At 70.0% G+C, this 21350-nt stretch carries 18 protein-coding genes; 8 read left to right on the top strand and 10 right to left on the bottom strand.

What is annotated here, in order from left to right; genetic code table 11:
- Nucleotides 1–554: 554 nt before the first annotated feature.
- From modA to modC, 3 genes are read left to right on the top strand one after another with little or no spacing between them, the layout of a single operon-like run.
- Nucleotides 555–1379, top strand: a complete 825-nt coding sequence (modA, locus tag MFF22_RS13185; protein WP_370877606.1) for a molybdate ABC transporter substrate-binding protein — start codon at nucleotides 555–557, stop codon at nucleotides 1377–1379.
- Nucleotides 1376–2071, top strand: coding sequence for a molybdate ABC transporter permease subunit (gene modB, locus MFF22_RS13180; protein WP_238249428.1), 696 nt, complete (start codon nucleotides 1376–1378; stop codon nucleotides 2069–2071). Before modA ends, modB begins: the two co-directional genes overlap by 4 nt.
- Complete coding sequence (gene modC, locus MFF22_RS13175) at nucleotides 2068–3192, top strand: molybdenum ABC transporter ATP-binding protein (protein WP_238249427.1); 1125 nt, start codon at nucleotides 2068–2070, stop codon at nucleotides 3190–3192. Before modB ends, modC begins: the two co-directional genes overlap by 4 nt.
- Nucleotides 3193–3591: 399 nt before the next feature.
- On the opposite strand, the gene MFF22_RS13170 is transcribed toward modC, so the two are convergent.
- From MFF22_RS13170 to MFF22_RS13145, 6 genes are all read right to left on the bottom strand, one after another.
- On the bottom strand, nucleotides 3592–4752 hold the full coding sequence (locus tag MFF22_RS13170) for a M20 aminoacylase family protein (protein ID WP_238249426.1): 1161 nt from the start codon (nucleotides 4750–4752) through the stop codon (nucleotides 3592–3594).
- Complete coding sequence (locus MFF22_RS13165) at nucleotides 4749–5969, bottom strand: GNAT family N-acetyltransferase (RefSeq protein ID WP_238249425.1); 1221 nt, start codon at nucleotides 5967–5969, stop codon at nucleotides 4749–4751. The genes MFF22_RS13170 and MFF22_RS13165 overlap by 4 nt, the downstream gene beginning before the upstream one ends.
- Nucleotides 5970–6038: 69 nt before the next feature.
- Nucleotides 6039–6344, bottom strand: coding sequence for a type II toxin-antitoxin system RelE/ParE family toxin (locus tag MFF22_RS13160; RefSeq protein ID WP_238249424.1), 306 nt, complete (start codon nucleotides 6342–6344; stop codon nucleotides 6039–6041).
- Nucleotides 6341–6631: a type II toxin-antitoxin system ParD family antitoxin gene (locus MFF22_RS13155; protein WP_238249423.1), complete on the bottom strand. Its 291-nt coding sequence runs from the start codon at nucleotides 6629–6631 to the stop codon at nucleotides 6341–6343. The genes MFF22_RS13160 and MFF22_RS13155 overlap by 4 nt, the downstream gene beginning before the upstream one ends.
- 221 nt (nucleotides 6632–6852) lie before the next feature.
- Nucleotides 6853–7605: a glycerophosphodiester phosphodiesterase family protein gene (locus tag MFF22_RS13150; protein ID WP_238249422.1), complete on the bottom strand. Its 753-nt coding sequence runs from the start codon at nucleotides 7603–7605 to the stop codon at nucleotides 6853–6855.
- Nucleotides 7602–8078 carry a RidA family protein gene (locus MFF22_RS13145; protein ID WP_238249421.1) on the bottom strand — a complete coding sequence of 159 codons (477 nt, stop codon included), beginning with the start codon at nucleotides 8076–8078 and terminating at the stop codon, nucleotides 7602–7604. Before MFF22_RS13145 ends, MFF22_RS13150 begins: the two co-directional genes overlap by 4 nt.
- 271 nt (nucleotides 8079–8349) lie before the next feature.
- On the opposite strand from MFF22_RS13145, the gene MFF22_RS13140 reads away from it, so the two are divergent.
- From MFF22_RS13140 to MFF22_RS13130, 3 genes are all read left to right on the top strand, one after another.
- Nucleotides 8350–9540 (top strand): aspartate aminotransferase family protein, encoded by a 1191-nt coding sequence (locus MFF22_RS13140; RefSeq protein WP_238249420.1) that lies wholly within the window; start codon nucleotides 8350–8352, stop codon nucleotides 9538–9540.
- 25 nt (nucleotides 9541–9565) lie between these two features.
- Nucleotides 9566–10552 (top strand): ornithine carbamoyltransferase, encoded by a 987-nt coding sequence (gene argF / locus MFF22_RS13135; RefSeq protein WP_283206178.1) that lies wholly within the window; start codon nucleotides 9566–9568, stop codon nucleotides 10550–10552.
- Between the two features lie 125 nt (nucleotides 10553–10677).
- Nucleotides 10678–11664 carry an Hsp33 family molecular chaperone gene (locus tag MFF22_RS13130; protein WP_238249419.1) on the top strand — a complete coding sequence of 329 codons (987 nt, stop codon included), beginning with the start codon at nucleotides 10678–10680 and terminating at the stop codon, nucleotides 11662–11664.
- 131 nt (nucleotides 11665–11795) lie between these two features.
- Here MFF22_RS13130 and MFF22_RS13125 read toward each other — a convergent pair whose 3' ends face one another.
- Nucleotides 11796–13487: a methyl-accepting chemotaxis protein gene (locus MFF22_RS13125; protein ID WP_238249418.1), complete on the bottom strand. Its 1692-nt coding sequence runs from the start codon at nucleotides 13485–13487 to the stop codon at nucleotides 11796–11798.
- Between the two features lie 188 nt (nucleotides 13488–13675).
- Nucleotides 13676–15541: a glycoside hydrolase family 15 protein gene (locus tag MFF22_RS13120; RefSeq protein WP_238249417.1), complete on the bottom strand. Its 1866-nt coding sequence runs from the start codon at nucleotides 15539–15541 to the stop codon at nucleotides 13676–13678.
- A gap of 246 nt (nucleotides 15542–15787) precedes the next feature.
- On the opposite strand from MFF22_RS13120, the gene MFF22_RS13115 reads away from it, so the two are divergent.
- Both MFF22_RS13115 and MFF22_RS13110 read left to right on the top strand, forming a co-directional pair.
- Nucleotides 15788–16507 carry a response regulator gene (locus MFF22_RS13115; RefSeq protein ID WP_238249416.1) on the top strand — a complete coding sequence of 240 codons (720 nt, stop codon included), beginning with the start codon at nucleotides 15788–15790 and terminating at the stop codon, nucleotides 16505–16507.
- On the top strand, nucleotides 16504–17934 hold the full coding sequence (locus MFF22_RS13110; RefSeq protein ID WP_238249415.1) for an ATP-binding protein: 1431 nt from the start codon (nucleotides 16504–16506) through the stop codon (nucleotides 17932–17934). Before MFF22_RS13115 ends, MFF22_RS13110 begins: the two co-directional genes overlap by 4 nt.
- Nucleotides 17935–18140: 206 nt before the next feature.
- On the opposite strand, the gene MFF22_RS13105 is transcribed toward MFF22_RS13110, so the two are convergent.
- Nucleotides 18141–20297, bottom strand: a complete 2157-nt coding sequence (locus MFF22_RS13105) for a methyl-accepting chemotaxis protein (protein WP_238249414.1) — start codon at nucleotides 20295–20297, stop codon at nucleotides 18141–18143.
- Between the two features lie 181 nt (nucleotides 20298–20478).
- The gene (urtE, locus tag MFF22_RS13100) at nucleotides 20479–21174 is read right to left on the bottom strand and encodes an urea ABC transporter ATP-binding subunit UrtE (RefSeq protein ID WP_238249413.1); all 696 of its coding nucleotides are present in this window, start codon (nucleotides 21172–21174) and stop codon (nucleotides 20479–20481) included.
- Nucleotides 21175–21350: the final 176 nt, after the last annotated feature.

Here is a 21350-nt window from a genome sequence, read left to right as displayed (position 1 = left end):
GTTAGCGCCCCCGGGCGCCGTGTCACAGGGGGGTGCACGCGCGATCCGCTCCTGGGAGGGCGTCACCTGCGATTCTCACGCGACGGTGCCCAGGAATGCGGCATCGTGTTCAGGCGTTCACCACGCAGACCCGGAACCCGGCCGCCGGGTCGGCGTTTTTGGGGGCTTCGTGACGAAGTCGTTCATGGGATGCGTAAGAGTGATGCGTTCGAGTCGTCCCCTCTCCGGCCAGCCTGGCCCGCATGGGCCGATCGTTCTGGCGCAGGCGCCGGCCCGGCGAACCGATGCGCAATTCGGCCCACCCCTGCCTGATTCGCCCCTCCCGGGCCGGCTCCTGGTGGCCCTCAGCCGCTTGCACAGGGCGGTGGACTGCCTGCCGACCCCGCCCGATCCGTCCGTCACCGGCGGCGACGGGGCCCGATCTGGCGCCGCCTCGCGCCCATGAAGGGGACAACGCCCCCTTGCCCCGGCGATGGAGGGCCGTAAGATCACCGCCATAGCCGGCCGGATATAACGGTCGGGTCCGCGGCGGGGACAGGGTGCGGGGACAGGGTATGGTGCGGATGCGTTCGGCGATCACACGACGGATCTGGCTTTCGGCCCTCGCCTGCCTGCTCCCGTTGGCGGTGCAGCCGGCGCGGGCGGCGGAACCGGTGGTGATCTTCGCCGCCGCGAGTCTGAAGAATGCCCTCGACGACGCCTCCGCCCTGTGGGCGAAGCAGACCGGCAAGGCGACCCGGATCTCCTATGCCGGCTCGAACGCCCTGGCCAAGCAGATCGAGGCGGGGGCGCCGGCCGACCTGTTCATCTCCGCCGACGAGGCATGGATGGATTATGCGGAGAAGGCGGGGAGCATCCGGCCCGGCAGCCGCTTCGATCTCCTGCGCAACGCCCTCGTGCTGATCGCTCCGGCGGGGGCGGGGGCGGGCGCCGACCCGCAGATCGCCCTGGCGCCGGACCTGGGCTCGACGCTCTCCAAGGCCATTGCCGGCGGCAAGCTCGCCATGGCGAACACGGAGGCGGTACCGGCGGGGAAATACGGCAAGGCGGCCCTGGACAAGCTCGGCGCCTGGGAGGCCGTGAAGGGGCAGGTGGCGCAGGCCGAGAATGTGCGCGCCGCGCTTCTGCTCGTCGCCCGCGGAGAGGCGCCGCTCGGCATCGTCTACGCCACGGATGCCGCCGCGGAGCCGAAAGTGCGGGTGGTGGCGACCTTCCCTTCGGACAGCCACCCCCCCATCACCTACCCGGCGGCCCTGACGAAGGATTCAGCCAATCCCGACGCCGCAGCGTTCCTGGCCTTCCTGACGAGCCCGCCGGCCCGGGGCGCCTTCGAGCGGCAGGGCTTCACGGTGATCGCCGCCCCGGGCAGCGGCCATTGACCTTCGGCCTCGGCCCGGACGAGTGGCAGGCGGTCCTCCTCAGCCTGAAGGTCGCGACGAGCGCGACGCTCGTCTCGCTGCCCCTTGGGCTGGCGGTGGCTTGGCTGCTGGCCCGGCGCCGCTTTCCCGGCCGGGCGCTCCTCGACGGTCTCGTCCACCTGCCCCTGATCCTACCGCCGGTGGTGACGGGCTACCTATTGCTCCTGGCCTTCGGCCGACGGGGGGTGCTCGGCGCGCCGCTCGCCGAATGGGGAATCGTCTTCGCCTTCCGCTGGACGGGGGCGGCCCTGGCCTGTGGGGTGATGGGCTTTCCGCTGATGGTCCGGGCGATGCGCCTCTCCCTGGAAGCCGTGGACCGGCGACTCGAGGACGCCGCGGGGACCCTGGGCGCCTCCCCGTTCCTGGTGTTCCTCACGGTGACCCTGCCCCTCAGTCTGCCGGGATGCCTCGCCGGGGCGGTGCTCGCCTTCGCCAAGGCGATGGGTGAATTCGGCGCGACCATCACCTTCGTCTCGAACATTCCCGGCGAGACGCAGACCCTGCCCTCGGCGATCTACACGCTGACCCAGGTGCCGGGCGGGGAGGGACCGGCGCTTCGCCTCACCCTCGTCTCCGTGGCCGTGTCGGTCTCGGCGCTCCTAGCCTCGGAGGCCCTGGCTGCCCGGGCCGGAAGGCGGCTGGGGGTGGGATGACGGCGGGCTCGGATTATTCGGAGGTCATCGCCGTCGACGTGGCCCTCAGGCGCGGCGCGTTCTCCCTCGAGGCGGCCTTCACCGCCGGGCTGGGGCTGACGGCCCTGTTCGGGCGATCGGGCTCCGGCAAGACCACGCTGATCGACCTGATCGCCGGCCTCGCCACCCCGGACCGGGGCCGGATCGCGGTGGCGGGCCACGTCCTCGTGGACCGCCGCGCCCGCATCGTCCTGCCGCCCCACCGCCGCCGGGTCGGCGTGGTGTTTCAGGATGCCCGGCTGTTCCCCCACCTCAGCGTGGCGCAAAACCTCGCCTACGGCCGGGTCTTCGCCCGGCTGCCCCACGATCCGGCGGAGTTCGACGCCGTGACGGGCATGCTCGGGATCGGGCCGCTCCTGGCCCGGCAGCCGGCAGGCCTGTCGGGGGGCGAACGCCAGCGGGTCGCCATCGGCCGGGCCCTTCTGGCGAGGCCCCGACTCCTGCTGATGGACGAGCCCCTCGCCGCCCTCGATGAGGGCCGGAAGGCGGAGATCCTCCCTTACATCGAGCGCCTGCGCGACGAGGCGGGGGTGCCCATCGTCTATGTCAGCCATTCTGTCGCGGAGGTGGCGCGGCTCGCCGGAACGATCGTGGTGCTCGACGCTGGCCGGGTCGCCGCAACTGGTCCGGCCGAAGAGATTTTGCGCCGGGCCGACCTGATTCCCCTGCACGGGGAGCCCGGCGCCCTCCTCGACATGATCGTGGAGGGGCGCGACCCGCGGACCGGCCTCACCCGCCTCACCGGTCAGGCCGGGATGCTGCTAGTGCCGGACCTCGCCCGGCCAAAGGGCGCGACGGTCCGGGTCCGCATCCCCGCCCGGGACGTGCTGGTGGCAACGGAGGCGCCGCAGGGTCTCTCCGCCCGCAACACCCTGCCGGGCCGGGTGCTGGCCCTGGCGTCCGCCGGAACGGGGGTGCTGGTGGAGATCGATTGCGCTGGCGCCATCCTCACCGCCCAGCTGACGGAGGCAGCGGTGCGCGACCTCGGCCTCGTCCCGGGCCGGGAGGTGGTAGCGATCATCAAGAGCGCGGCCTTCGACCCCGCCGGCTTCGGGACCGGGCGGCCGACCATCGCGATCTGAAGGGTCTGGTTCGGGCGGCGCCCCGGCGTTTTGCAAGGTGCCAACCCCGTCCTTGCGAGCATCGCGAAGCAATCCACGGATGCGCCACGATCTGAAGCGTCCCGCTACCCTGGATTGCTTCGCTGCGCTCGCAAGGACGGTGAGGGCGGCAGGGCTCGCTCGACTGACTCCACGATCCGCCGGTGCCGGCCGCGGGGATGCATGATCCCGGGCGGGCCCTGTCCCTCCTCACCCCAGTTGCGTGAGCAGGGTGAGCGCCCCGAAAATCAGCACCGCCGCCACGGACACGCCGAGCAGGATCAGGCTCGCCCGCGATTCGCGCATGTCCGCCGACATTCCGGCCTCCCGGTCCCCCCGATTTTGGGGAAGGATCGCACTGCCCCGGTTCCCTGTCGAGCCTCAGGCGGCGGTGCGGCGCTCCACCATGCGGGCCAGGAACGCACTTCCGATGGGGATAATCGAATCGTTGAAGTTGTAGGCCGCATTGTGCAGCCCGGCTCCAGGGCCAGCGCCGAGCCAGACATAGGCCCCCGGCACCCGCATCGTCATGTCGGCGAAATCCTCGCTGCCCATGCGCGGGGTGGCGTGCGGATCGACGTTCTCGGCGCCCAGCAGTTCGGTCGCGACCTCGGTCGCGGCGGCGGATTGCGCGGGTGCGTTCTCCAGCACCGAGAACACGTCCTGAAGGTCCACCTCGATCTCGGCGCCGTAGGCGGCGGCGAAGCCCGCCGCCAGTTCGCGGATCCGGGTGCCGGCGAGCTTGCGCACCTCCGCATCGAAGGTCCGCACCGTGCCGGCCATGTGCGCCGTCTCAGGGATGACGTTGTAGGCCGAACCGGCCGCGATCCGGGTTATCGAGAGCACGATCGACTTCAGGGGATCGGTGTTGCGCGACACGATGGATTGCAGCGCCTGCGCGAGGCCGGTGGCGACGATGATCGGATCGATGCCCCGGTGGGGCTGCGCGGCGTGGATGCCACGGCCGCGGATGCGGATGTCGAAGAAGTCCGCCGCCGCCATGATCGGGCCGGTGCACAGCTTGATCTGCCCGTGCTGCCCCCCCGGCTGGTTGTGCAGGCCGTAGATCTCGTCGCAGGGAAACCGCTCGAACAGCCCGTCCTTCAGCATGGCACGGGCGCCGCCGAGCCCTTCCTCCGCCGGCTGAAAGATGAACACTGCGGTGCCGTCGAAGTCGCGGGTCTCGGCGAGATAGCGCGCCGCGCCGACCAGCATGGTCGTATGCCCGTCATGGCCGCAGGCGTGCATCTTGCCGGGAATTATGGAGCGGTAGGGGAGGTTGGTCTCCTCCTCGATGGGCAGGGCGTCCATGTCGGCCCGCAGGCCGATGCGGCGGCCGTTGTCGCTGCGGCCCTTCAGCAGCCCGACCACCCCGGTGCCGCCGACGCCCCGGTGGACCTCGCAGCCGAACTTTTCCAGCAGGTCCGCCACGATGCCGGAGGTGCGCACCTCCTCGAATCCGGTCTCGGGATGGGCGTGGAGGTCCCGCCGCAGGGCGGTCAGTTCATCGGAGAAGCCTTGAATGCGGTCGATCGGGTTCATGAATCCTGCTCGTCGGGTGTGCCGCGCCGAAAGGGGGTGAGGGTGTCGAGGACATCGACCGCCTCGGCCACATGGGCCCGCTCACGTTGCAAGTAGTCGGCCACCGCCTTGCGGAGCGCGGGGTCGGCGATGTCGTGGGCGGAGTGCATCAGCACCGGGCGGTAGCCCCGGGCGAGCTTGTGCTCCCCCTGCGCCCCGGCCTCGACCCGCTTGAGGCCGCGCGCGATCGCGAACTCGATCGCTTGGTAGTAGCAAACCTCAAAATGCAGGAAGGGGTGGTCCTCGATACAGCCCCAGTTGCGCCCGTAGAGGGCCGTGTCGCCGATCATGTTGATGGCGCCCGCGATGTAGCGCCCCTGCCGCTTGGCCATGACCAGCAGGATCCGATCCGCCATCCGCTCCGTCAGCAGGGAAAAGAATCGCCGGTTGAGGTAGGGCCGGCCCCATTTGCGGGAGCCGGTATCGACGTAGAACGCGTAGAAGGCGTCCCACACCGCCTCCGTCAGGTCGGCGCCGGTGAGAGGCTCCACGGTGATGCCCGGCGCGAGGGCATCGCGCCGCTCCCGCCGGATGGTCTTGCGCTTCCGGGAGGCGAGGGCGTCGAGGAAGCCGTCGAAGGTGGCGTAGCCGTCGTTCTCCCAGTGGAACTGCTGGTCCGTGCGCTTGAGGAACCCCGCCGCCCCGGCACGCTCCCACTCCGCCTCGCGCATGAAGGTGACGTGGATCGAGGACGCCTCGGTTTCCCCGCGCAGGGCCCTCAGGCCGGCGACCAGGGCGCCCGTCGCCTCGTCTGGGTCAGCGCCGGGGGCGATGAGGAAGCGTGGCCCGGTGACGGGCGTGAACGGCACGCTGACCTGCAGTTTGGGATAGTAGTTCCCCCCCGCCCGCTCGTAGGCATCGGCCCAGCCATGGTCGAAGACGTACTCGCCCTGGCTGTGGGACTTCAGATAGCAGGGGGCCGCCGCGAGGAGCTTGCCCTCGCGCTCCACCACCACATGCAGGGGCAGCCACCCGGTCCGCCGGGAGACGCAGCCCGAATCCTCCAGGGCCGAGAGGAAGGCGTGCGTGACGAAGGGGTTGAACGTCTCGTCGCCCGCCGCGAGGGTCTCGGGGGAGAGGGCGCAGGAATCCCAGACCTGCGCTCCGATCTCCTTGAGGCCAGGGATCGCCCTCACCGTCAGGGTTGCGGCGTCCGGCGGCGCGGAGGCTTGCTTCATGCCCGACAATCTAACGGCCGGAGGGGGAGGGGCAAGCGGCGGATCGCTGCAGGACACGCAGGGGTGCTGTCACTCGGCCGTGAACAGGATCGCTTCGATGTCCCGCGCGCCGCTCAGCACACGCAATACAACGATGCGTAAGTCGATCTCTTCGACCCGGTAGAAGATCAGGTGATCGCCGAACGGTCGTCGGCGAATGCCGCTCGCCTCGTGCCCGATCAATAGCGGGTAGCCCTTGGGCATGTCGCCCAGGGTCATGCAGCGCGCCTCCAGTTCGGCCACGAAGCTGGCGGCGCGGGCGGGATTGTCCCGCCCGATATATGCGCCGATGGCGATGAGGTCATCGACCGCCCTTTCGGACAGGACGACCTTCACGCGTTCATATCCTCGTCGGCAATTCCGAGGGCAGCTCGGACACGGGCGAACGCCTCGCCGACCGGCACCAGCCTGCCAGCCTCGGCATCCGCCAAGCCTTCGGCCAACGCGGCATCGAGCGCCTTCAGCCGCGCAGCCCGGTCGTGCTCCGCCAGATAGCGGGCGCGAACCAGATCGCGGATGTACTCACTCGGAGTGGCAAAGGCGCCCTCTCGCACCTTGTCCCTGACGAATCTCTCCAACTCGTCGGTGAGGATGACGGTCATCTGTCCGCGGGGCGTGGGCATGGCGGGCCTCCTGCGGGCATCATGGCACAGTGAAAATCACTGTCCAAGACGGCTTGAGCCCGAGAGGGGCTCTCGGCCCGTTCCTGCCGTCATCGCGAGCGAGGCGACGCGATTTCAAGCATATTCTGTAATCCATAGATCACAAAAAACGCTCCAGGCCATTGTGATTGCTGAATTTTTCAACGCCGAACCGGCGTGCGCGAAGGCGCGAAGATGCCCCCTCAGGGCACGAACCCCTCGAACACCATCTGGTCCGCATGGGCTCCGGCCGCGGCGCGCTGCTCGGCGGTGCGCACCGTCCAGGCCATGACCGGGGTCCCCGCCAGCAGACGGCACAGGTGGGTCGGAGCGCAGGGCAGGTCGTCAATCCGCCAGGAGAGGAAATCCGGCCGCGTCTCACCGAAATGCAGGAGGTCGCGCAGGCTCCGGCGCCGGCTGTCGGGCATGGCGGCGTAGACGGGGTCGTCCTGATTCGTCTCGGCGACGATCCCCCGGGGGATACGGGCGGGCAGCCCATCGCGCAGCGCCGCGACGATCTCCGGGTCGAAGGATTTCAGCGCCACCGGACCGGCATAGGCGGCGGCGACCTCCGCCGTGCGGCGGGCGAGGCGCAGGTCCCCGTCGAAGGCGGATTTGATCTCCACGATCACCGGCACGGCGCCGGCCACCGCCGCCAGGAAGTCCGGCAGGGTCGGGATCCGCTCCACAGAGCCCGCCACCGCGAGGCGGCCGAGTGCCGCCGCGGAGGTGTCCCCCACCCGCTCGCCCACGTCCGTGAGCCGCCCGAGGGCGAAATCGTGGAACACCATCGCTTCGCCGTCGGCGCTGCGCTGGACGTCGCATTCAATGGCGAAGCCCCCCGCCACCGCCGCGCGGGCGGCGGCCAGGGTGTTCTCCGGCCGCCCGGCGGCGCGGTCGTGCAACCCGCGATGGGCAATCGGCCGCGCGGTGAGCCAGCCGGGGGCCCCGGTCATCCCCGGACCTCGAACATCGCTTCGACCTCGACCGCCGCGTCGAGGGGCAGTTCCGCCACGCCGACCGTGGACCGGGCGTGGCGGCCCCAATGGCCCAGAACCTCGACCATCAGGTCGGAGGCGCCGTTCATCACCCCGGCCACCGCTGAGAAGCCGGGCGCGCTGTTGATGAAGCCGCCCAGCCGCACGCATTGCTCCACCGCCCGGTCGAGGTCGCCCACGGCCGCCTCGAGCTGGGCCAGGACGTTGAGGGCACAGAGGCGGGCGGCGGCCTTGCCGGCCTCCGGGGAGACCGCGCCGCCGACCTTGCCGGTATGCTCGGGGGCGATCGTGCCGTCGGGCCCGAAGCAGACCTGCCCCGAAATCACCACGAGGTTGCCCGTGCGCACGAAGGGCACGTAGTTCGCCACGGGTGCCGCCGCCTTGGGCAGGGTTAGCCCCAGCTTGGCCAAGCGTTCCTTGATCGTGCTCATGCGAAGGCTCCTCGTTCAGGTCGCGGGGGTTCTGGAGCATGGCCGAGGGCGCCCGCGCAAGGGCGGGCGGGGGATTGCGGACAGGCTTGCACACCGCCCGCACGCCCTGCCGGCACACCTGTCCCGCGCCCGGTATGAGCCTTGCGCAATTGACAGGGCGCGCTGCTTCCATAGTAATCGCGCGCGTGCCGCCCGGTGATCGAGGCGGCACTTTCGTTTGCAGCCGCCGAACCCCCGCGCGGCAGAACCATCGTGCGACGGAGACCGGATCGTGACATCCGCCCTTCTGCCGAATTACGCCCGCGCCCCGCTGTCCTTTGCCCGGGGGGAGGGCGCATGGCTCGTCGCGGAGGACGGGCAGCGATACCTCGATTTCGGGGCCGGCGTCGCGGTGAACGCCCTGGGCCACGCCCATCCCCACCTCGTGGCCGCCCTGACCGAGCAGGCCTCGAAGGTCTGGCACGTCTCGAACCTGTACCAGATCCCCGAGGGAGAGCGCCTCGGCCGGCGATTCGTGGAATCGACCTTCGCGGAGGTGGTGTTCTTCTGCAATTCGGGGGCTGAGGCCAACGAGGCGGCGATCAAGATCGCCCGGAAGTACCATGCCGCGGGCGGCCATCCCGAGCGCTACCGGATCGTGACCTTCGAAGGGGCCTTCCACGGGCGGACGCTGGCCACCCTCGCGGCTGGCGGCCAGCAGAAGTACATCGACGGCTTCGGACCGAAGGTCGACGGCTTCGACCAAGTGCCGACCGGCGATTTCGCGGCCCTCGAGGCGGCGATCGGCCCCGAGACCGCGGCCCTGATGATCGAGCCCGTGCAGGGCGAGGGCGGCGTGCGCGTCATCCCGCCGGCGGACCTGCGCCGCCTGCGCGATCTGTGCGACCGGCACGGCTTGCTCCTCATCATGGACGAGGTCCAGACCGGGATGGGCCGCACCGGCAAGCTGTTCGCCTACGAGTGGTCGGGCATCGCGCCCGACATCCTGAGTGCGGCCAAGGGAATCGGCGGCGGCTTTCCGCTCGGCGCCTGCCTCGCGACCCGGGAGGCGGCCCGGGGCATGGTCGCGGGAAGCCACGGCTCGACCTTCGGCGGCAACCCCCTGGCCATGGCCGTGGGTAACGCGGTGCTCGACGTGATCCAGTCGGAAGGCTTCCTCGAGGGAGTCGCCCGCACCGGCCTCGTGCTCAAGCAGAAGCTCGCGGCGCTTCGCGACCGTCACCCCAAGGTGATCGAGGAGATCCGGGGCGAGGGCCTGATGGTCGGCCTCAAGCTCGGGGTGCCGAACACCGAATTCGCCGCGGCGGCGCGGGAGGCCCACCTCCTCGTGATCCCGGCCGGCGACAATGTCGTGCGGCTGATTCCGCCGCTGATCGTCACCGAATCGGACGTCGATGAGGCGGTCCGGCGGCTCGATGCCGCCGCGTCCGGGTTCGATGCGCTGCGCGGGGCGGCCGAGTAAGGCGCCGCCGGAAAGTCCTATCACGATGACCACGCTTACGAACGGCCGGGCCACGGCCCCGGCCCCGGCCAGTCCCGGGGGCGCCGCGGCGCCCCGCCATTTCCTCGATCTGTCGGATTTCTCCGGAACCGAGATCCGCCGCATGCTCGATTCCAGCGCCGCCATGAAGGCGGTGCGCCGGAAGGGGGAGCGCCCGGCGGAGCGGCCCCTCGTCGGCAAGACCTTGGCGATGGTGTTCGACCGCCCCTCGACCCGCACCCGGGTCTCGTTCGACGTGGCGATGCGCGAACTCGGCGGCGAGACGCTGATGCTCACCGGTTCGGAGATGCAGCTCGGCCGGGGTGAGACCATCGGCGATACGGCGCAGGTACTCTCGCGGTTCGTGGATGCGATCATGATCCGCATTCTCGATCACGGGCAGATGCTGGAACTGGCCGAATACGCCACCGTGCCGGTGATCAATGCGCTGACCAAACACTCGCATCCCTGCCAGATCATGGCCGACGTGCTGACCTTCGAGGAGCACCGCGGGCCGATCCAGGGCCGCACGGTGGCGTGGTCGGGGGACGCGAACAACGTCTTCGCGAGCTGGGTCCACGCCGCCGCCCGGCTCGACTTCACCTTGAACGTCGCCTGCCCGCCGGAATTGTCGCCGCCATCCAGCCTCCTCGCCTGGGCGAAACGGGAGGGCGCGCGCCTGAACGTGACCACCGATGCCCGTGCGGCGGTGGACGGGGCGGATGCCGTCGTCACCGATTGCTGGGTCTCTATGGGCGACGACGACGAGAGCCACAGGCACAACCTGCTCTCGCCCTACCGGGTCGATGCCAAGCTCATGGCGGCGGCCAAACCCGACGCGATCTTCATGCATTGCCTGCCCGCCCACCGGGGCGAGGAGGTGACGGCCGACGTGATGGACGGGCCGCAATCGGTCGTGTTCGACGAGGCGGAGAACCGCCTCCATGCCCAGAAGGGCATCCTCGCTTGGTGCCTCCAGGCGGCCGGGGCGTAGGGGCCGGGCCGGACGGTCTCACCGTCTTCGCGGGCGCAGCGGTCGCCCGAGCCGGGCCGGGCGAGGGGGGCCTTTGGGAGCCCCGTTCCGGGTAACCATATGAAGGGGGTATCCCCGGAGAGACAATGACCGCAGGAACCGCGACCCCCGATATCGATGACGCCGTTCTGCCCTTCGCCGTCGAGGCCCTCGACGTGCGCGGGCGAGTGGTACGGCTCGGGCCTTCGATCGACACGATTCTGCGCCGCCACGGCTATCCCGACGCCGTCGCGCGGCTCCTCGGCGAAGCTGCGGCGCTGACGGTGCTCCTCGGGGCCTCGCTGAAGTTCGAGGGCCGGTTCCAGCTCCAGACCAAGACCGACGGTCCGGTGGAGATGGTCGTCGTCGACTTCGAAGCCCCCGACCGGCTCCGGGCGACGGCGCGGTTCGATGCGGCGCGCGTGGCGGCCCTGGGTACCGGCCCGGTGCGGGACGCCGACCTCATCGGCAACGGCCACCTCGCCATGACCATCGACCAGGGCAGCGCGGCGAGCCGCTACCAGGGCGTGGTGCCGATGGAGGGCCAGAGCCTGGAGGAGGCGGCTCACCAGTATTTCCGGCAATCCGAACAGATCCCGACCGTGGTCCGCCTCGCCGTCGCCGAGTCGGTGGAGGAGGGCGCCGGCCATTGGCGGGCCGGCGGGCTGATCGTGCAGTTCCTGCCCCAGTCCATCGACCGGGCGCGGCTGGCGGACCTGCCCCCCGGCGACATCCCGGAGGGCCATGCGCACCTGGGTGCCGACGCACCGGAGGACGATGCCTGGGTCGAGGCCCGCTCCCTGGCGGCGACCATCGAGGACCACGAGCTCGTCGATCCGAACGTGTCGAGCGAGCGGCTCCTCTACCGTCTGTTCCACGAACGCGGGGTGCGGGTCTTCGACCGCCAGCCGGTGCACGAGACCTGCCGCTGCTCGCGGGAGCGGGTGATGGGGATGATCCGGTCCTTCAGCCCGGAGGAACGCCGGGACATGGTGGCGGACGATGGGCGGATCGTCATCACCTGCGAGTTCTGCTCCCGGCGCTACGATCTCGATCCGGTCGAGGTGGAGTCGGAGATCGGCCAGGCCGGCTGACACGGCGGTGTCGTCCGGCACGCGCGCAACGAAACGGCCCGGGGACGCACCATCGAGCAGGTGGCGCAGCCCCGGGCCGTGTCGCTTCGCTCACGAAGTCGGGATGCGGGGCCCCGTGACGCCCCGTATTCTCACGCCGCGCGGACGTTTCCGAGGAAGCGGGAGACCTCGGCGGTGAGGTGCTCGGACTGGCGGGACAGTTCGCCGGAGGCGGACAGCACCTGGGTGGCGGCCGCGCCGGTATCCTCGGAGGCCCGGGCGACGCCGACGATGTTGCTCGTCACCTCGTTGGTGCCGGTGGAGGCCTGCGCCACGTTGCGCACGATCTCCTGGGTCGCCGCCCCCTGCTGCTCCACCGCCGCGGCGATGGAGGTCGCCACCGCGTTGATCTCGCGGATGCGCCCGGTGATCCCTCCGATCGCCGACACCGCCTGATCGGTCACCCCCTGGATCTCGCTGATCTGCCCGCCGATCTCGTCCGTGGCCTTGGCGGTCTGGTTGGCCAGCTCCTTCACCTCGGCCGCCACCACCGCGAAGCCGCGGCCTGCCTCGCCCGCCCGGGCCGCCTCGATGGTGGCGTTCAAGGCCAGCAGGTTGGTCTGCGAGGCGATGTTGGAGATCAGCCCGACCATGTCACCGATCCGCGCCGAGGTCTGGCGCAGGGCCTGGACCAGGGCCGCCGTCTGGTCGGCCTCGCCCACCGCGACCCGGGCCAGCTCGGCCGAGCCCTGCACCTGCCGGCCGATCTCCTGCACCGAGGTGCCGAGTTCTTCGGCCGCCGCCGCCACCGTGCTCACGTTGGAGGACGCCTCCTCCGCCGCCGCCGCCACCGTGGTCGACTGCGCCGCCGCCTCGCCGGCGGCCGAACTCAGCTGCTGGGCCGTGGCCTGCAGCTCCGTGGCCGAGGCCGAGACCATGCCCACGATGCCGCCCACCGCCGACTCGAACCCGTCGGCCAGTTCCAACATCGTGCGCTTGCGCTCCAGGGCGGCGGCCTCGTCGGCGATGCGCTTCAGCTCGGCCTGCTCGGCGGCCTTCTGCGCCACCATCGCCTTGATCCCCTCGACCGCCTTGCCGACCGCGCCGATCTCGTCCCCGCGCTTGGCCTCGGCGATCGTCGCGTTCACGTCTCCTTGCGCCATCCGCTGGAGGACCGCGACGAGGCTGTTGAGCGGGCGGGTGACGCCGTAGATGGACACGACGGCCGCAGCGGCGAAACCGGCCAGGACGCCGAATGCGCTGAAGAGCATCATGCTGTGGCGGGTGTTGTCGGTTGTCACGGTGAGCTCTGCGGACCCCTTCCGCATGTACTCGCCGATGTCCTCTCCGAGCTTGTTGCCGACCTCGACCATGGTCCCGAAAGTCGGGTCGATGGTCTTGTGGACGAGTTCGATGGCCTCGGCGTTGCGGTTGGCGGAAGCGAGACGGCGGACCTCCTTCACATCTTCAACGTAACGGTTCACGCGCTTCGTCTGCGTTTCGATGCGCTCGGCGAAGCTGGGGGCCTGATCGCGCAGGGCCGTCAGGGCGTTCTGCATCTGGGGCAGCGCCGCCTCGAACCCGACATTGGCGGCCTTGATCTGATGATCCTCGGTCTCGGCGATGACCCGGTAGACCCAGTAGTTCAATTCGAAGATCAACCGGTTGATCCGCCGGGCCGTCGAGGCGGCCTCCGCCTCGTGATTGACGAAGGTCGTGTAGGCCTCGTCGATATAGGTCATTCGACCTTGGGCATACCAGATGCAGCCGCCCACGATGAAAGCGATGATGGCAATCACGCCAGAAAGCTTTGTGAGGATTTTAAAGTCTGACAGGCGGGGCATTCCAAGACTCCGATGGTCCGATCCATCGTGAGCCGCAAAAATTGACAACTGGAATACACCAGAAGGATTTTGAATATATCTATGGAACAAATCCACTCACGTCGGCAAACAAGGATACTAATCTTGTGTTTTAGACTCGTTGGGAAACACAACTTGTACAAGAAGTCATCATTTACCCTGGGCGCGGCCTATTCCGCCGCCCGCCGTTCCGTCCCGGCCTCGTCGCCAACGAGACCGAAGCGGGCGATGGAGGCGTCGAGGCGCAGGGCCGCATTGATCAGGGCCATGTGGGAGAAGCCCTGGGGCGTGTTGCCTCTCTGCTCGCCGGTCGCCGGGGCGATCTCCTCGGCGAAGAGGCCGACGTCGTTGCCCCGGGCGATCAGCCGCTCGAAGGCCGCCTTGGCCTCGGCAGTCCGCCCGTCGAGGGCGAGGCAGCCGACCCGCCAGAAGGCGCAGGCGGTGAAGGCGCCTTCGTCGCCCTCGAATCCGTCCTCCATCCGGTAGCGGTAGATCAGGTCGCCGACGCCCAGTTCGTCCTCGATGGCGGCCAGCGTCGAGCGCAGGCGCGGATCGGAGGGATCGATGGCACCGAACAGGGCGACGCGCAGTACCGCCGCGTCGAGATGGTGCGAGCCATAGGCCCCGGTAAAGGCGCCGCGCTCCTCGTTCCAGCCCTTCTCCAGGTACTCGGCGCGGATTTCGGCGGCGGCCTGCTCCCAGGCGGCGATCTTGTCCTCCGGCACGCCCCGGATCTTGCGGCCGATGCGGGCGGCATCGGTGAGCGCCACCCAGATCATCGCCTTGGTGTGGACCTGCTGGCGGGGTCCGGTGCGCAGCTCCCAGATGCCGTGATCCGCATCGTGCCGATGCTGGATCGCCCTGGCGGTGAGGTTGTCGAGCACCCTCGGGAGGCGGTCGTTGACCTTCTCCGGCGGGTCGTAGTCGACAGCCTCCAGGAACACGCACAGGGCGCGGAGTAGTTCGCCGTAGATGTCGTGCTGGTCCTGGCCCTCGGCGGCGTTCCCCACCAGCACGGGGCCGACCCCGTTCCAGCCGGACAGGTGCGTGAGCGCCTCCTCGGGCGGGATCGTATCGCAGACGCCGTACATCAGGCGGGTATCACGGCCGTAGGTCGTGTCGCGCTCGCGCAGGAAGCGGAGGAATTCCGAGGCCTCGCGGACGTAGCCGAGCATGACGAACGCCGTCACCGTGAAAGCCGCATCGCGCATCCAGGTGAACCGGTAGTCGAAGTTGCGGTTTCCGGGCACCGCCTCGGGCAGGCCGGCGGTCGCCGCCGCGACGATCCCGCCCGAGGGCGAGTAGGTGAGAAGCTTGAGGCAGAGGGCCGAGCGGAGCACGGCCTCCCGGTAGGGCCCCTTGTAGGTGCAGCGGGCACTCCACCGGTTCCAGTAGCCCTCCGTCGCGGCGATCCGCTTCTGGGCACCTGCGAGGTCGTCGATGCCGGCGCCCTCCATGTCCTCGCCGTGGGTGAGGACGAGGTAGGCGGTCTCCCCGGCCGCCAGCCGGAAGGACACCACTGCCATGTCGCCCTCGACGACCGGGCAGGGGGTGGCGTTCACGCGCAGCCGCCAATCCCCCGCCTCGAACAGCACCGAGCCCGCCGCCTCGATGGGCGTGCAGGGCCGGCGGGCGTAGTCGAAGGTGGGGCGGACGGTGAAGTGGCCCTCGACGGTCCCCTCCTCGCAGGTCAGCAGGCGGATCAGGCGGCTCTCACCTTCTCCGTCGGGCCCTTCGTCGGGTTCCGGGCTCGGTGGGTTCACGGACATCGCATCGGTGAGGCGGGCCCGGCCGGTGGCGGTCTCGAACGTGGTCTCGAGGATGTTGGTCCCGGGGCGGTAGCGGCGGCTTGTGTCGCCGAGCCCCGCGAAGGACACCGCACAGGAGCCCCCCGCATCGTCGTCGAGGAGCCTGAGGAACAGGGCGGGGGAATCGTGGCGCGGCCAGCACAGCCAGTCGACGGAACCGTCGCGGGCGATCAGCGCGCAGGAGTGGGTATCGCCGACGATGGCGTAATCGCTGATGGGCTTCGACACGGAGGTACCGGTTGCGCCCGCGCCGGAATCGGCGGGAGACGTGACAGGGGAGTTAGCCGGGTATGCCGGGGCGTGGAGTCCGGCTCGACGATTCGCCGCAGTGCGGTCGAAGGCGCGGTATCTGGCGCCGGGCGAAGTTGGAAACGTCGGTTTACAAAATGGTTCCGGCCAGATCTTCGAATATCGGCGCGTCCGGGGCATAATCGAACGATGACAACCGCCGATCCACTCTCCGAAACCCGCACGATGACGGCAACGGCCTCGCCCCATATCCTCGTCGTGGAGGACGACAGGGAGATTTCGGCCCTCGTGGCGCGCTACCTGCGCGGCAACGACTGCCGGGTGACGCTGGCGGGCGACGGCCGGGAAATGGACCGGGCCTTGGGAGAGGCGCGGATCGACCTGATCGTCCTCGACCTGATGCTGCCGGGGGAGGACGGCTTCAGCCTGTGCCGGCGCCTGCGCGAGACCTCGCAGATCCCGATCCTGATGCTCACGGCGAAGTCGGAGGAAGTCGATCGCATCCTCGGCCTCGAACTGGGAGCCGACGACTACCTTGCCAAGCCGTTCAACCCGCGGGAACTGCTGGCCCGCATCAGGGCGATCCTGCGGCGGGTCTCCGCCGAAGCCCCGGACAACGACGACCGCAAGCGCCTGCACTTCGCCGGATGGACTCTCGACGTGGCCCTGCGCCAACTCCTGAGCCCCGAGGGCGCCAGGGTCTCGATCACCGGGGCGGAGTTCGACCTGCTCCAGGCCCTGTGCCTGCGGCCGGGGCGGGTGCTCTCCCGCGATCAGCTCCTCGACCTGACCCAGGGCCGGGCCGCCGGGCCGTTCGAGCGCAGCATCGACGTGCTGATCTCGCGGATCCGCCAGAAGATCGAGCGGGATACCCGCAACCCCGAATATATCCGCACCATCCGCTCGGGCGGCTATTTGTTCACGCCGGAGGTCACAAGGTCATGACCCTCGCAGGCCTCCGCGCCCGCCTGCGCCCCCGGAGCGTGGCCGGGCAGATCGCCCTCCTCGTGGTGGCCGGCATCGCCGTGGCGCATGTGGTGGCCACCACAGCCTTCTTCCTGCTGCACGAGCCCCAGAACCCCGATGCCCTGCCGGGCGTCGCCGCCGCCCGGGTGGGGGTGCTGGCCCGCCTCCTCGATGCCGCCGACCCCGCCGTGCGGCCGGCGCTGCTCGCCGCGGGCGCGCGGTCCCTTCCCCTCATCGAGCTCGATGCCTGGGACGGGAAGGCGCCGGCCAACGCAGAGCGGGTGCCGAACCACGCGGTGATCCGCCGTATCCGGGCGGCCGCCGGGCGCCCCGTGATGGTGACCGCCCTGGCGCCACTTGAGAAGGACGGGCAGTTGCGGGTCGGCATCAAGACCCAGAACGGCGCGATGCTGCGGGCGACCCTGGTGGACGACCCCCTCCGCCCGCCGCGGCAGGGGGCGTTGATCTTCACCGTGGTGTTCCTGGCTTTGACCCTGGCGCTTCTCTGCGTCTGGGCGACCCGGGCGCTGACGGCGCCGCTGGCCCGCCTCGCTGGCGCGGCGGAGGCCTTCGGCGCCCGGGACGACCACGTCGCCCTGCCCCAGGCGGGGCCCGAGGAGGTCCTGGCGGTCTCCCGGGCCCTCGACCGGATGCGCTCCCGCGTCCGGCGACTGATCGACGACCGCACGCAGATGCTTGCCGCCATCAGCCACGACCTGCGCACCCCGATCACCAGGCTTCGCCTGCGCGCGGAGTTCATCGAGGACGAGGGCGCCCGGGCCGCCACGCTCCGCGACCTCGACCAGATGAACGGCCTCGTGGAGGCGGCACTGTCCTTCGTCCGGGACGGGCAGGCCCGGGATGCCGGCAGCCACAGCCTCGTGGACCTCGCCTCCGTCGTGCAGACGGTGTGTGACGGCTTCACCGATATCGGCGCCCCGGTCAGCGTCGAGCGCAGCCGCCATGTCCTCGTCCGCGGCCAGCCGGACGAGCTGCAGCGGGCGATCACCAACCTCGTGGACAATGCGGTGAAGTACGGCGGACAGGCCCGCCTCGTCATGGAAGGATCGCCCCGGGGGGTGCGGGTCTGCATCATCGATTCAGGGCCGGGCATCCCCGACGGTGAGCGGGAGACGATGCTGCAGCCCTTCGTCCGGGGCGACCGGGCGCGGAACCTCAACGCCGCCAGCGGCTTCGGGCTCGGGCTGTCCATCGTCCAGGCGATCGTGGAGGCCCATGACGGGCGCCTCAGCCTGGAGAACCGGCCCGAGGGAGGCCTGTGCGCGGCGATCGAGCTTCCGCTCGCGGCAGGACACCCGGAGCTCCGCAAGGGCTCCACCTCCGGCGCGGCCCCGGCGGAGATCGCCGACCACCGGAAGGACGTCGAAGACCTTTTGGTGTCTTAGGACATTGTCCGCCGAAGTGGGCGACGGTTCGGCGTTGAAGCGTTTTCTTTCATCCTTGGATCGCCTCCTCCACGGTCATTGCGAGTGGAGCGAAGCAACTCAAGGGTCCGCACCATCCCGAGAGGTTCCGCCGCCCTGGATTGCTTCGCTCCGCCCGCAAAGACGGAGAGGCGGCAATAGAGAGGCAACGACGAGGGGGCGGCCCCTCACGCCGCCCTGACGTTCTGGAGGAACTGGGCGACCTCGGCGCGAAGCCTGTCCGACTGAGAGGAGAGCTGGCCGGTGGCCTGGGCGACGGAGGAGGCCGCACGCCCCGCCTCGTCGGCGACCCGGGCCACCTCGGCGATGTCCGAGGTCATCGCGCTCGTGCCGGCCGAGGCCTGGCTCATGCTGCGCACGATCTCCTGCGTGGTCGCGCCCTGCTGCTCGACCGCCGCCGCGATGCCCGTCGTGGTGCGGTTCATCGCCTCGATCTGTGCGGTGATGGACTGGATCGCCTGCGATGCGCCGTCCGTGGCGGTCTGGATGGAGGCGATCTGCTGGCCGATCTCGTCCGTGGCGCGGGAGGTCTGGGCAGCCAGTTCCTTCACCTCGCTCGCCACCACCGCGAAGCCGCGCCCGGCTTCCCCGGCCCGGGCCGCCTCAATGGTGGCGTTCAGGGCCAGCAGGTTGGTCTGGCCGGCGATGGCCGAGACGATCCGCACGACGTCGCCGATGCGCGTCGCCGCGGCGGAAAGGTCCGCCACCGTCTGGCCGGCCCGGCCGGCCTCGTGGACCGCGGCCTCCGACATCCCGGCGGCCTGCTCCACCTGCCGGCTGATCTCCTGCACCGTCGAGCCCAGCTCCTCGGCGGCCGCCGCCACGGTGGTGACGCTGGCCGCGGTCTGCTGCGCCGCGCTCGCGACGCTGGTCGAGCGGCCGGACGTCTCCTCGACCGCGTGGCGCATGGTGCCGGAGGTATCCTGAAGGGTCGAGACGGCCCCGGTCACCTCATCGACGATGCCCACCACCGACTGTTCGAACCGACCCGCGAGGTCCTGCAGCATCGCCCGGCGGGCCTGCTCCTCGCGCATCCGGGCAGCCTCGGTGGTCTTCAGCTGCTGCGCGGCCTCTTCCAGGGTCATGTCGCGGATGGTCACGACGGCGCGGGCGATGTCGCCGATCTCGTCGGCGCGGCGGCTGCCGGCCACTTCCGTCAGGTCCTCGCGGGCGGCCAGGGCCTTGAGGGCGCGGGTGAGGGCGCCGAGGGGGCGGACGATGGAGCGCGCGAGGAGCAGGCCGAGCGCGGCCGTCGCCGCGAGCACGCACAGCCCGATCAGAACGAGGGTGCGCGACAGGGCCCGGGCATCCTCGATCGCCTCGGCCTGCGACTGCTCGGCGAGGACCGTCCAGGGAGCGCCGAGCACGGAGACCGTCGAGGCGGCGCCCATATGCGCCTCGCCCGCGGCGTCGAAGACGAAGCCCTCGCTCCGCTTCAGGTTCTCGGCCGGGACGCCGAGCGTGGCGACGGACGAACCCGCCTTCGCGTTCGGGTTGAGGGGTGGATCGCTGCGCAGGAGGCCGTCCGGCCCGGCGGCCATCACCTGCCCCGTATCCCCCAGGCCGGTGCGCTTGGACAGCACTTGGTCGAACAGGGTGGGCGTGACGCGCATGACGATGAAGCCGATCCGCTCGACCGCCTGCGACGTGCCCATCGCGACGTTGGCGCGCTTGGTCATCGCCCGGCCGATGAAGGCGGACGGGCCGGCGCCAACGGGATAGGGGGCGAAATCCTCGAACAGGACGGTGTTGGGATCGGCCGCCTTCAGCCGTTCCACGAGGTGGCCCAGGGCCGAACCCTTGAGGGTCGCGTCGGAGAGGGTGGCCGCGAAATCCTCGCCCTTGGTCGTCGTGTAGACGATCCGGCCGCCGTCATCGAGGAACATCAGGTCGGCATAGCCCGGCTGCGCCACGAGCTTGCGGGCGATCTCCTGCACCTTGCCGTGGCGGCGCCCGTACATCCCGGTGGCGGAGCCGCCATCGAGGGCGATGCGCTCCTCGACGGTCTTGGGCGCCCGGAACGCCTCGACCACCGCAGCGAAGTCAGGCCGCGACGGGTCGAGGGTCTCGATCAGGTCGGGGAAATTCGACACGATCTGCGGATGCGAGGCGACCGCGATGAAATCCGCCTGCATCCGGTCGGCCATCACTTCGATGCTGTCCCGGCGGGCGGAGGCGGCGAGGTGGAGCCGCTCGCCCGCCGCCTTCAGGAGGCCGGCCCGCGCCGAGTACCAGCTGATTCCACCCATGGTCGCGGCACTCAAGAGCGCCAAGCCGATCGTCATGGCCGGCAGGCGGACACTCAGCCGCGAAGAGATGATCATGACAGACTTTCCGCCCCAACAAGTTCCTTTGGAAGGCTAAGGGGACGGCGTTGAGATAAATTTAAGCCGAGGCGAGGGGATACACGCTTCTGTTTTCGCGTGGCGCTTCAGAACACGTCGCGCTCGTTGCACGATCCCAACATCCGGCCGCGCAATGCCGGGAAATGCGCCACGCTCTCCCTCACACCGACATCCGCTTCAGCACGTCGGCCTCGACCATCGCCGCGCGCGGCCCCGAGAGGACGACCTGCCCCCGGTCCATGACCGCGTAGCTGTCGCAGAGATCGCGGGCCCATTCGAAGTATTGCTCGACCAGCACGATCGCCATCTCGCCCTTGCCGCGAAGGTAGGTGATCGCCCGCCCGATATCCTTGATGATCGAGGGCTGGATGCCCTCCGTGGGCTCGTCGAGGACGAGGAGCTTCGGGCGGGTGACCAGGGCGCGGCCGATGGCGAGCTGCTGCTGCTGGCCGCCGGAGAGGTCGCCGCCGCGGCGGTGGAGCATGTCCTTCAGGACCGGGAACAGATCGTAGATCTCGGCCGGAACGTGCCGGTCCCGGCGCTTGAGGGGCGCGAAGCCGGTCTCGAGGTTCTCCTTCACCGTGAGCAAGGGGAAGATCTCCCGGCCCTGTGGCACGAAGGCGATGCCCGCCCGCGCCCGGTCATAGGGGGCGAGGCCCTGGATCTCGCGGCCATCGAGGCGAATCGCCCCGCTGCGCACCGGCTGCTGCCCGACGATGGCCCGGAGCAGGGAGGTCTTGCCGACGCCGTTGCGGCCGAGCACGGTCGTGACCTGCCCGGCCTCGGCAGTCAGCGAGACGCCGCGCAGGGCCTGCGCCGCGCCGTAATACAGGTCGATGCCCTCGACGCTCAGCATGATGGTCTAATCCCGGCGGCAAATGATCTGCGAGTCCCGTCCGCAACCTCATCCTGAGGTGCGGCGTCAGCCGCCTCGCAGGAGACTTCCAGGGATCGCCGCGGGCTCTGGAGCCCTCCTTCGAGGCCCTCGCTTCGCGACGGCACCTCAGGATGAGGGGGGAGGCGTTGGGGGAA

Source organism: Methylobacterium persicinum (genome assembly GCF_022179525.1).
GTDB classification, from domain to species: Bacteria; Pseudomonadota; Alphaproteobacteria; order Rhizobiales; family Beijerinckiaceae; genus Methylobacterium; species Methylobacterium persicinum.
The sequence above is the reverse complement of the archived record's forward strand: the minus strand, read 5'-3'. Positions and strand labels throughout refer to the sequence as shown.

Coding starts and splice junctions, on each gene's coding strand:
- modA (WP_370877606.1), top strand. CDS start 555: ATGGTGCGGATGCGTTCGGCGATCACACGACGGATCTGGCTTTCGGCC.
- modC (WP_238249427.1), top strand. CDS start 2,068: ATGACGGCGGGCTCGGATTATTCGGAGGTCATCGCCGTCGACGTGGCC.
- MFF22_RS13170 (WP_238249426.1), bottom strand. CDS start 4,752: ATGAACCCGATCGACCGCATTCAAGGCTTCTCCGATGAACTGACCGCC.
- MFF22_RS13165 (WP_238249425.1), bottom strand. CDS start 5,969: ATGAAGCAAGCCTCCGCGCCGCCGGACGCCGCAACCCTGACGGTGAGG.
- MFF22_RS13155 (WP_238249423.1), bottom strand. CDS start 6,631: ATGCCCACGCCCCGCGGACAGATGACCGTCATCCTCACCGACGAGTTG.
- MFF22_RS13150 (WP_238249422.1), bottom strand. CDS start 7,605: ATGACCGGGGCCCCCGGCTGGCTCACCGCGCGGCCGATTGCCCATCGC.
- MFF22_RS13145 (WP_238249421.1), bottom strand. CDS start 8,078: ATGAGCACGATCAAGGAACGCTTGGCCAAGCTGGGGCTAACCCTGCCC.
- argF (WP_283206178.1), top strand. CDS start 9,566: ATGACCACGCTTACGAACGGCCGGGCCACGGCCCCGGCCCCGGCCAGT.
- MFF22_RS13130 (WP_238249419.1), top strand. CDS start 10,678: ATGACCGCAGGAACCGCGACCCCCGATATCGATGACGCCGTTCTGCCC.
- MFF22_RS13125 (WP_238249418.1), bottom strand. CDS start 13,487: ATGCCCCGCCTGTCAGACTTTAAAATCCTCACAAAGCTTTCTGGCGTG.
- MFF22_RS13115 (WP_238249416.1), top strand. CDS start 15,788: ATGACGGCAACGGCCTCGCCCCATATCCTCGTCGTGGAGGACGACAGG.
- MFF22_RS13110 (WP_238249415.1), top strand. CDS start 16,504: ATGACCCTCGCAGGCCTCCGCGCCCGCCTGCGCCCCCGGAGCGTGGCC.
- MFF22_RS13105 (WP_238249414.1), bottom strand. CDS start 20,297: ATGATCATCTCTTCGCGGCTGAGTGTCCGCCTGCCGGCCATGACGATC.
- urtE (WP_238249413.1), bottom strand. CDS start 21,174: ATGCTGAGCGTCGAGGGCATCGACCTGTATTACGGCGCGGCGCAGGCC.